The sequence below is a fragment of the Bradyrhizobium sp. 195 genome (genome assembly GCF_023101665.1).
Taxonomy (GTDB): Bacteria; Pseudomonadota; Alphaproteobacteria; order Rhizobiales; family Xanthobacteraceae; genus Bradyrhizobium.
Map to the genome: position 1 here is coordinate 1769080 of NZ_CP082161.1, position 8908 is coordinate 1777987.

The following is an 8908-nucleotide window of genomic DNA, read 5'->3' on the forward strand; positions in this document are numbered from 1 at the left end:
GGAGACCGCCATGGCGCCCGCACCGAAGCCACTGACCGGGACCAAAGTCTTCCTGATGCTGGTCGCCTTCTTCGGCGTCGTGATCGGCGTCAACGCGACCATGGCGAAGCTTGCGATCGCGACGCTGCCCGGCACCGACGTCGACAGTCCGTATGCGGCGGGCCTTAGCTATGACCGGGAGATCTCGGCGGCGCACGACCAGGCGGCGCGCAAATGGCAGGTCAACGCGCATATCGGGCGCCGCGCCGATGGCGCTGCCACGCTTGAGGTCGAGGTGCGCGACGCCGGCGGCCGGCCGATGACCGGGCTGAAATTTGGCGGCCGCCTGGAGCGGCCGGCCGACAAGCGCGCCGATCTCGTGGTCGAGCTTGCCGAGTCCGGCATCGGCATCTATCGCGGCAACGCCGCGGCCGTCGCGCCGGGCCAGTGGGACCTGGTGATCGAGGGCGAGGCGCGGGGGACGCGCGTCTTCCTGTCGCGCAACCGCGTGATCCTGAACTGAGGGAATCCGTCATGCAGGTCACGCGGGATTTTTCGCACTACGTCCGGACCGCGGGCGAAGGCGTCCAGCACATCGATCTCGCCGTCGAGGGCGTTCACTGCGCCGGATGCATGGCCAAGATCGAGCGCGGACTGTCGGCGATTCCTGACGTCACGCTGGCGCGGGTGAACCTCACCGACCGGCGCGTCGCGCTGGAATGGAAGCAGGGCACGCTCGATCCAAGCCGTTTCATCGATCGGCTGGAAGAGCTCGGCTATAAGGCCTATCCTTACGAGACCGAGAGCGCGGAGGCGACGGAAGTTGCCGAATCGCGCTTCCTGCTGCGCTGTCTCGGCGTCGCCGCGTTCGCCACCATGAACGTGATGATGCTGTCGATCCCGGTGTGGTCCGGCAACGTTTCGGACATGCTGCCGGAGCAGCGCGACTTCTTCCACTGGCTGTCGGCGCTGATCGCGCTGCCGGCGGCAGCCTATGCGGGGCAGCCGTTCTTCCGCTCGGCCTGGCGCGCGCTATCGAACAAGACCACCAACATGGACGTGCCGATCTCGATCGGCGTGTGCCTTGCGCTCGGCATGTCCGTGGTGGAGACCATCCACCACGCCGAGCATGCCTATTTCGACGCGGCGATCATGCTGCTCACGTTTCTTTTGGTCGGCCGCGTCCTCGACCAGAACATGCGGCGGCGGACGCGCGCGGTCGCGGGCAATCTCGCCGCACTCAAGGCCGAGACCGCGGCCAAGTTCGTCGGGCCTGACGAGATTTCGCAGGTGCCGGTCGCGGCGATCCAGCCCGGCGACATCGTGCTGCTCCGGCCGGGCGAGCGCTGCGCGGTCGACGGCACCGTGATCGAGGGACGCTCCGAGATCGACCAGAGCCTGATTACCGGCGAGACGCTCTATGTCACGGCCGGGCAGGGCACACCGGTCTATGCGGGTTCGATGAACATCTCCGGCAGCTTGCGGGTGCGGGTCTCGGCGGCCTCAGAGGCGACGCTGCTCGCCGAGATCACGCGGCTGCTCGACAATGCGCTGCAGGCGCGCTCGCGCTACATGCGGCTTGCCGACCGCGCCTCGCGACTCTACGCGCCGGCGGTGCATGCAACCGCGCTCGTCACCATCCTCGGCTGGGTCATCGCGGGTGCGCCTTGGCATGATGCCATCGTCGCCGGCGTCGCGGTCCTGATCATCACCTGTCCCTGCGCGCTCGGGCTCGCCATTCCGACGGTGCAGACGGTGGCCTCGGGCGCGATGTTCAAAGCCGGCGTCCTGCTTAATTCCGGCGATGCCATCGAGCGGCTCGCCGAAGCCGATCACGTCATCTTCGACAAGACCGGCACGCTGACGCTGCCGGATCTCGAAGTGATGAATGCGGTCGATATCCCCGCCGACATCTTTGAACTCGCTGGCCGGCTGGCGCTGTCGAGCCATCATCCAGTGGCCGCCGCCGTGGCGCAGGCTGCCGGAGCCAGGTCGCCGATCGTGGGGGCGGTGGACGAAGCAGGGCAGGGCGTGTGCGCTGTGGTCGACGGCATCGAGCTTCGCCTCGGCCGTCCATCCTTCTGCGGCGCCGAGGGCCTCGTGGGGTTGATCGACGATCTCGACCCTGAAGCCTCTGTCGTGGCTTTCAGCAAGGGCAGCGAAAAATTCATCCTCTCGGTGCGCCAGGGCCTCCGTCCCGATGCGCAGGCTGTGATCGCGGCGTTGAAGGCGCGCAACATCGGTATGGAAATTCTCTCCGGCGATCGCGAGCCCGCGGTGATAGCCGCCGCTCATGCGCTGGGCATCGCCGAATGGCGCGCCGGTGTCACGCCGGCCGACAAGATCGCGCGGATCGAGGAATTGAAGCAGCGGGACATGAAGGTCCTGATGGTCGGCGACGGCATGAACGATGCGCCGTCGCTGGCGGCAGCGCACGTCTCGATGTCGCCGATCTCGGCCGCGCATTTGAGCCAGGCCACCGCCGATCTCGTCTTCCTCGGCCGGCCGCTGGCCCCGGTCGTTGCCGCCATCGATGCTTCGCGCAAGGCGCTGCACTTGATGCGACAAAATCTCTGGCTTGCGATCGGCTACAACGTCCTCGCGGTGCCGGTCGCGATCAGTGGCGTCGTGACGCCCCTGATCGCCGCTGCCGCCATGAGCGGATCGTCGATCCTGGTGATGCTGAATTCGCTGCGCGCCCGCAGCGCCTCGCGGGAGATTTCGTGATGGAAATCCTGGTCATCCTGGTGCCGCTGGCGCTGATGCTCGGTCTCGCCGGTCTCGTTGCCTTCCTCTGGTCGCTTCGGAGCGGTCAGTATGACGACTTCGACGGCGCAGCGTGGCGGGCAATTGCCGACGACGAGCCGCCGCAAGAGGCCCCGGCTAAGCGGTAAAGCGGTAGCCTTCCGCACGAGGTGCGGCGGACTTCCAGTGAATGGGAGAGCATCCCTGTCGTCGTTGATAGAGGGTTGACCAGGTTTGTTATGACGGCAGGTTGTGTCACTGCGTGGGGGGCGTTGTTCCCAATCGAAGGCGACGCAACTGAACCGACCGGCGGCGTGGCGGGACTCCGACCTCCATGTCCGGCAAATGCTGGCGATTGCGCAGCACAATCTGGCGCGCTCCGGAGAAGCCGAGAAGGCCTTGGGCGTGAAGCTCTGACAGGGCTCGCGAGACCGTCTCCAGGATGAGGCCGAGATAGTCGCCGATGTCACGGCGGCACTCGGACGGCCATCAGGCCGGCGGCCGCGGTGCGGGATGTCCGTCTCGAGCAGGAAGGTCGCGACCCTCCATGGCGTTCTTGCGGCCGAGCAGCAGCATGTGGTCCTCCGCGTGCTTCAGCTCGCCGGCCGTCAGGATCCAGAGCTTGCGCGCGACCTGAATGTCTGTATTGGCCGCCTTGTCCGGGCTCGCCCGGTTTACCAGGCGCACCGTGGTCTTGAGGATCGCTTCGGCCGCAATGCGCGCCGAAGATCTTCTCGTCCTTGCCGCTTGCGAATTCGCTGGCCACGAGCGCCGGCTGGCCGACCAGCCGCCGAACGCAGCGGACGACGAGGGCGCGGAGCGCGTCGTGGAAGGCTGGGTGGTGTAGAGTGCGGGCGGAAGCATCGGCGATCTCCTTGCTGATGGCCGGAGGATGCGAGAGACCGCGACACGGTGAAATTCGGTGTCATCTCTTAGCGGGACTTACGCACGGTAGATCTACGGGCGAGATGCCGCTCGTTCAGGACCGGTGGCCCTCCAGGCTGCTGCCGAGCGCTTGCATCGTTGGAGCGCTGAGGCAGTAATCTTCGTAATCTCTGGTACCCACCCTGATCTCGACATCGTTGTTGCACTCAACCTTCCGGTCGCATTGGGTGCAGACCCACTCGTCGCGCAGCACTGCCGGCTTCGATCGCGAGACATCCTCGTGGTCGATGCCGAGAACCTTCAGTAACCGGGGCAATTCGTCAGCCGCAAGCGTCCTTGACCGCGCATCGAGGTCTGCAGGCGTGACGCGCAGGTCGGGCGCGATTTCGTGCCGCAGTAGAGTTGATGCAACTCACGGATTTCACGGCGATGCCTCAGCCAGTTACCGAAAACATCCAGGAGGCCTTCAAGAATGGGATAAGTCTTCCTCTGTTTTCTTCATGCCCAATACGCTCCCAATTCTGGTGTGATGCTTTCTTATTGAAGCCGGCCGGGGCCGCCGTTGCGCCAGCGCAATGTCCTTTGCGCGGACGTAGCTGGTCCGCCGCAATTGCAGTATTTCTCCCCCTGGCGTCCGGCCGTAGAGCGCATCCAACCCAAAATCTCGGCCAGCGCCGTTGCCAGACCTTACCTCGATCCCCTACCGGGAGGCCCATCCTTCCTCTTGATCGGCGACGTACGCAAGCTCCTGCCGCAACGGCCCGCTCGCCCGGCCGCCTCTCGAGGAAGCGAAAGCCGGCAGCCCGAGCACGAAAGACCTGGAGGGCCTTGTCGAACGCTTCGTCGTAGGAATCGATCCCACGACCGTGTGCATGAGTTCGTTCAGCACGTAGGCGCGAACGAGACTCCTCAACATAGTGAGGGCGTTCTCGGCGGCTTCGCCGAACAGCCCGTAATTCGGCTAGGACGCCGATTATCAGCGTATGCAGGTTTTCACGAGCGTCGCGCCACTCGGAACAATCACGGCCGCGCTCCGGAAAGGCGCGGCGGATGGAGCCGGCCTCTCGAGCGCGTAGGAGCGTATCGCGTGAGCGACCAAGTTCAGCGCGTCTTCGACGATTTTTTACGCGAGCCTTCTGCGGCCGGCAGAAATTCCCGGTAGCCCTTGACGGCAAGGAAGCGGCGCATCTCGGCGAACGTTTCGCGCGGTCGCCTGTGCAGATCTCGATTTCCTGGGCAAGATCTTTCGCCAGCTCCCGGTCCCAGGTGCTCGAGAGCATTTCTTTCACGGAAGGGTCGCGAGAGTTTTGTGGCAGTCATCGTCCTCAACGTCCGAATGGTCATGCGTCGTGAACAGCATCACCGCGATGCCGACCACAGCACGGTCGCGGATATCGTCGCGACGGTGGACAGAACGCTCATTGCCCTGAGAGCGCCCGTTAGGCCCACCTAGACCAATGGATAAACGCCACTGCAAAAAGGATCCTCCAATTCAAAGTAGACCAGCATTCGGGAGGTTCGTACTCCAACTGGTGGATCCAGTCCGGCCCTGAACCGCCAGGCAGAGCTCTAACATTCGACTAGGCGTTGGGCCGCAATTATGCGAGTCTTACAGCATTTCGAGGCGTGTCGGAAACGGAGGGACCCGATGTGCGATCGTTAACTGCGTGTCTCTTTCGGCGTGGTTGGAATTGGGACGGGTAAAGTCCTGGGACACTCAAAGTGACATGTGCCAGTGAAAGTACGCTCCACGACTGGACCGTGGGTGAGCGTGTAGTCGTTTGCGAAGCGGCTGGACCGCGTCTGAGCGGCAAGCAAGGAGTCGTTCTCGGGTTCGGCGCTACGCGCAGCAGGCTTCGCGTGTTGCTCGACGGTTCCAGAGGGCCGATCACGTTGCATATCACCTTCGTGGACCCGGTCGTGCAGCGCGATCGCGCTTGAGAATGGTGCTGCCTACAAGGGGAAAGTCCGCGCGGCGCAGCACAATCGCAGCGCGGAAGCGGAAATGCGCGCCATTCTGGAGGCCGCCGTGCGTCCCGAGGGCCGGCTGCGGCTCGGCACCGCCCTTTCGGAGATGAGCCGGAAGATCGGCCTCACTAATGCCGATGTCGACGCACTTGAACATGGCCGCGGCGCGCGTCCCGCTGAGCCGACGCGCTTCGAATGATCCTGCTCGATACCAATGTGGTCTCCGAGGCGATGAAGCCCGAACCGCATCCATCGGTCCGTGACTGGCTCGACGCCCAGGCGGCCGAGACGCTGTTTTTCTCCAGCGTCATCATCGTCGAACTATTGTTCGGCATCCGCGCGCTGGCGCGCGGGTCGGGAGAAAGAAAGCCCTTGGTCAGCACCTCGACCTTGCAGCCGAGAACGGCCTCTCACCGTCCGTTCTGAGGCCGACAGAGGAATGGCGTGCTGCTGCTGCTGCTGCTGGACATCGGCATGCTGATGCCGCCGAGGATGATGATCGGATCACGCCGATCGCGATCGGTGCTGGTCAGCTTGATCGCTGATCATCATCGTGCTGGTCATCCCGATCATGATCGCGCGCGCTCCGAGGCTAGCCCACGGGCGCCGGTCACGTCGGCACCTCGCCGTGCGATGGCTCGCAACGTGCGCGCGCGATTTGGTGACACTGGGCTTTTGCCGCGCCCTAGTCCGGCGCGATCCTCAACCGAGGTCCGCCAGTGCTTGGACTTCTCCCGGAAGGCTCTGCCGGGGCGGAGGCGGTTCACGACGACAACAGTCTGCCAGGAATGCGGCGAAGGGACCGACATCACCTTGTACGCTCGCGCTCTCGAGTGCCCGCATGTATTCGTCGCGTCTGCCGACGGGAATGATTGTCCAAGGCAGTCCTCCCGATGCCATCATGACATTCATGAGGAAGCGGCCCGTTCGGCCGTTGCCGTCTGGAAGAGGGTGTATGAAGGTGAATATGAAGTGTCCGAGCACAGCTCTCACGCGCGGATCCTTCTCCTCCTTCAGGCAATCAAGAAAAGCCTCCATGGCGTCAGGTACCGAGTCCCAAGCGACCGGTGTGTGTCCCGAGTTCCTGATGAAAACGAAGTGAGTTCGATAACCGGCGAGGTTTTTGGGCTTGATGATGCCGGCTTGAACTGAGGGCTGAAAGAGGGCCCGGTACCAGTCGAGGTGCTCCCGATCGGCGATCTCGGCGGCGTCCTCGCCGTTGAGCACGCGGGCCACCGCGCCACGGACCATTTGGAACGCATCCCAGTAGCCCTTCGCGGCCATTGCATCCGTTTGTTTGCGATCTCCATCGCTGCCGTTGGGATCCCATTTCCCGGTCTTCACCTTCTCGATCAGTTCCTCCGTGACCGAGTAGCCTTCGATAGAAAGCGAGTGGTACGCGTCCGAGGTGTACCGTTCGTCGATCGCGGCCAGATATCCGTCATGATCGTTGATACGCCGCGGCTCAAGCTTGAAATTTGCTAACACCTTTTCGCGTATCTCCGCCCACATGAGACGGATTCGCGTCATGATTGGTACGTGGCCCGGCTTGGAAGCTGCATCGGTACCGGCGCCTTGAATGGATCGGCATCTTCCCTGACATCGTGCCCGCCCGCCGTCATCGCGGTGACGATATCGTCGGCGGCCCGCGTGTTACCCAGCAGTCGGTACGCCCCGGCGATGCGCCCCGCCGCGGCCGCATGTCCGCCTTCCAGGAGGACTTTTAGGATTGCGCTGGCATTCCTCTGCGAACCGAGCAGGGCGATGACGTCGTTCTTCTGCGTCTGCCAGAAAGCTGGCGCGGCAGCGCGGATCGCCTCCGGCGCCGGAAAGGTCTGGACCCCGGCGGTCTTGACCGGGGTCACCAGCAGTTTGGTCGCCTTGTACAGATACAGGGAGGTGCCATGGAGGAGGGGCTGGGTTTGGTTATTGGCGGTCGGTGCCGCGATCACGACCTGCTTCGGAACGTTGAGATTTTCTGCAAGTAGCGGGATTGAGCTTTCTGCCGAGAGGACCCAGTCACTCTTGAAGCGCTCGTTGCAGTAGGCGCGGCAAAACTCCCAGAACGACGCGTACCACGACGTGCTGTCGCCCGATCGCTCCTCGGGCCGCGTCATCAGCATCCATCCTTTGATGATCTCCTTCAGGAACCCGGCCTTCACCAGCCGTTCGCGGTGGGTGCGCGAAAGTTCGTCGCTCCGGAAGATTCGTCGCTTTCCGCCGTTGCTGAGGGTCTTCAGCTCAGTGAGGGACTGGGCGAGTTTTTCGTGGAGGGAGGGCGATCAATAGTATTATGCTGAGCGTTCTCAATAAAATTCAGTTGCGTAATTACAATAAATTATTGCAACGGCGCATTTAGGCCGAGAAGCCGAGCTGGACCTGGCTAGAGCGCCTTCCGGTGGAAGGCCGACGTTAAGGTGCTTGTCTGGCTGAGAATGTGGCCGCCGATCGGCAAGGAATCCGGTTATGCCTACGCTTACCGAGCCCTCCTGAACAACATCGAGGCCCATCGGGCCGGATCCTGACGGGCGCGCCGGCGTTCCGAGCCAGGCGCCATGGCCAGGGCGTTGCGGCGGGCCCGCGCAATTGACCCTTCTCCTCAAGGATCCAAAATCGAGCTGCGTCATCGAAGGCGAGAAGCCGCCGCAGGATCTTATCCAGCGGTGGGATAGGGTCATCGGCGAAGCAGGATGGACGCCGCTCGATGAGACGGTGTTCTTGCGTCTGCACCGCATTGTCATCGGTGGGATGCGCGCTGATATGGTCCGGAATGGGTCTCTGTGTCTCGTGGTCATGCTCACCGACGAAACCGCCTTCCTTCCGAAAGCCGAGCTTCACGAAATGCTCATCAGCGAAGATATCGCCTCCCTCGTCCACGGATTGATCGCGTTCGACCAGGCCTCGTCAATTGAGCTTGCCCCCGTCGTGGCTGCCGCCGTGCTGCCTTCGGGTTCGTCTACATCCATCCACTCGAGGACGGCAATGGCCGCACCAGGCACGACGGATTCAATCCGCCGGCATCCACTTTCCGGTTTCAGTCGCCATCCTAAGACAAAATCGCCGAATACAAGGACGTATTAGAAAGCTATTCGAGTAGATTGCTTCCATGCGTCCAATGGCAGCCTACTCCACAGGGCAACGTCAAGCACAGGGGCTTCAACAACAGGGCCGAGAATTCCCATGTGCCGCTGCGAAAGCGGGAGCGGGCGATGCAGGGCTTCCGTTCGCCGGGGAAAGCCTGCAGCGCTTCGTCTCGATATTCTCAACCTTCCGTAATCTCTTCGTCCCAGCCAGCTCAAGACGCTCCTCAGATAAGATGACAGCGCCCGAT

8 protein-coding genes and 2 pseudogenes are annotated in these 8908 nt (G+C 63.1%); 7 read left to right on the plus strand and 3 right to left on the minus strand.

From position 1 onward, the window contains the following. The first annotated feature begins 10 nt into the window (after positions 1–10). From IVB26_RS08165 to ccoS, 3 genes are read left to right on the plus strand one after another with little or no spacing between them, the layout of a single operon-like run. Entirely contained in the window at positions 11–502 is a 492-nt protein-coding gene (locus tag IVB26_RS08165) for a FixH family protein (RefSeq protein ID WP_247971217.1), read from the plus strand. A gap of 11 nt (positions 503–513) precedes the next feature. Then, positions 514–2706 (plus strand): cation-translocating P-type ATPase, encoded by a 2193-nt coding sequence (locus tag IVB26_RS08170; RefSeq protein ID WP_247971218.1) that lies wholly within the window; start codon positions 514–516, stop codon positions 2704–2706. Beyond that, the gene (ccoS, locus tag IVB26_RS08175) at positions 2706–2873 is read left to right on the plus strand and encodes a cbb3-type cytochrome oxidase assembly protein CcoS (protein WP_247971219.1); all 168 of its coding nucleotides are present in this window, start codon (positions 2706–2708) and stop codon (positions 2871–2873) included. The genes IVB26_RS08170 and ccoS overlap by 1 nt, the downstream gene beginning before the upstream one ends. A 181-nt stretch (positions 2874–3054) precedes the next feature. Here the strand turns inward: ccoS and IVB26_RS08180 are convergent. Continuing rightward, positions 3055–3444 (minus strand): annotated as a pseudogene (locus IVB26_RS08180) (helix-turn-helix domain-containing protein); the annotation flags it as partial. Between the two features lie 2095 nt (positions 3445–5539). On the opposite strand from IVB26_RS08180, the gene IVB26_RS08185 reads away from it, so the two are divergent. Beyond that, positions 5540–5776 carry a FitA-like ribbon-helix-helix domain-containing protein gene (locus tag IVB26_RS08185; protein ID WP_247973111.1) on the plus strand — a complete coding sequence of 79 codons (237 nt, stop codon included), beginning with the start codon at positions 5540–5542 and terminating at the stop codon, positions 5774–5776. Further along, on the plus strand, positions 5773–6003 hold the full coding sequence (locus tag IVB26_RS08190; protein WP_247971220.1) for a PIN domain-containing protein: 231 nt from the start codon (positions 5773–5775) through the stop codon (positions 6001–6003). Before IVB26_RS08185 ends, IVB26_RS08190 begins: the two co-directional genes overlap by 4 nt. Positions 6004–6279: 276 nt before the next feature. Here the strand turns inward: IVB26_RS08190 and IVB26_RS08195 are convergent, their stop codons facing one another. After that, positions 6280–7107, minus strand: coding sequence for a Fic family protein (locus IVB26_RS08195; RefSeq protein WP_247971221.1), 828 nt, complete (start codon positions 7105–7107; stop codon positions 6280–6282). After that, entirely contained in the window at positions 7104–7739 is a 636-nt protein-coding gene (locus IVB26_RS08200; protein WP_247971222.1) for a hypothetical protein, read from the minus strand. Before IVB26_RS08200 ends, IVB26_RS08195 begins: the two co-directional genes overlap by 4 nt. A 424-nt stretch (positions 7740–8163) precedes the next feature. Between IVB26_RS08200 and IVB26_RS43180 the strand changes: the two genes are divergently transcribed. Continuing rightward, the gene (locus IVB26_RS43180; RefSeq protein ID WP_346732897.1) at positions 8164–8658 is read left to right on the plus strand and encodes a hypothetical protein; all 495 of its coding nucleotides are present in this window, start codon (positions 8164–8166) and stop codon (positions 8656–8658) included. Continuing rightward, positions 8649–8887, plus strand: a pseudogene (locus IVB26_RS08210) (DDE-type integrase/transposase/recombinase); the annotation flags it as partial. The gene IVB26_RS43180 and the pseudogene IVB26_RS08210, both read left to right, overlap by 10 nt. Positions 8888–8908: the final 21 nt, after the last annotated feature.

Coding starts and splice junctions, on each gene's coding strand:
- IVB26_RS08195 (WP_247971221.1), bottom strand. CDS start 7,107: ATGACGCGAATCCGTCTCATGTGGGCGGAGATACGCGAAAAGGTGTTA.
- IVB26_RS08165 (WP_247971217.1), top strand. CDS start 11: ATGGCGCCCGCACCGAAGCCACTGACCGGGACCAAAGTCTTCCTGATG.
- IVB26_RS08190 (WP_247971220.1), top strand. CDS start 5,773: ATGATCCTGCTCGATACCAATGTGGTCTCCGAGGCGATGAAGCCCGAA.
- ccoS (WP_247971219.1), top strand. CDS start 2,706: ATGGAAATCCTGGTCATCCTGGTGCCGCTGGCGCTGATGCTCGGTCTC.
- IVB26_RS08170 (WP_247971218.1), top strand. CDS start 514: ATGCAGGTCACGCGGGATTTTTCGCACTACGTCCGGACCGCGGGCGAA.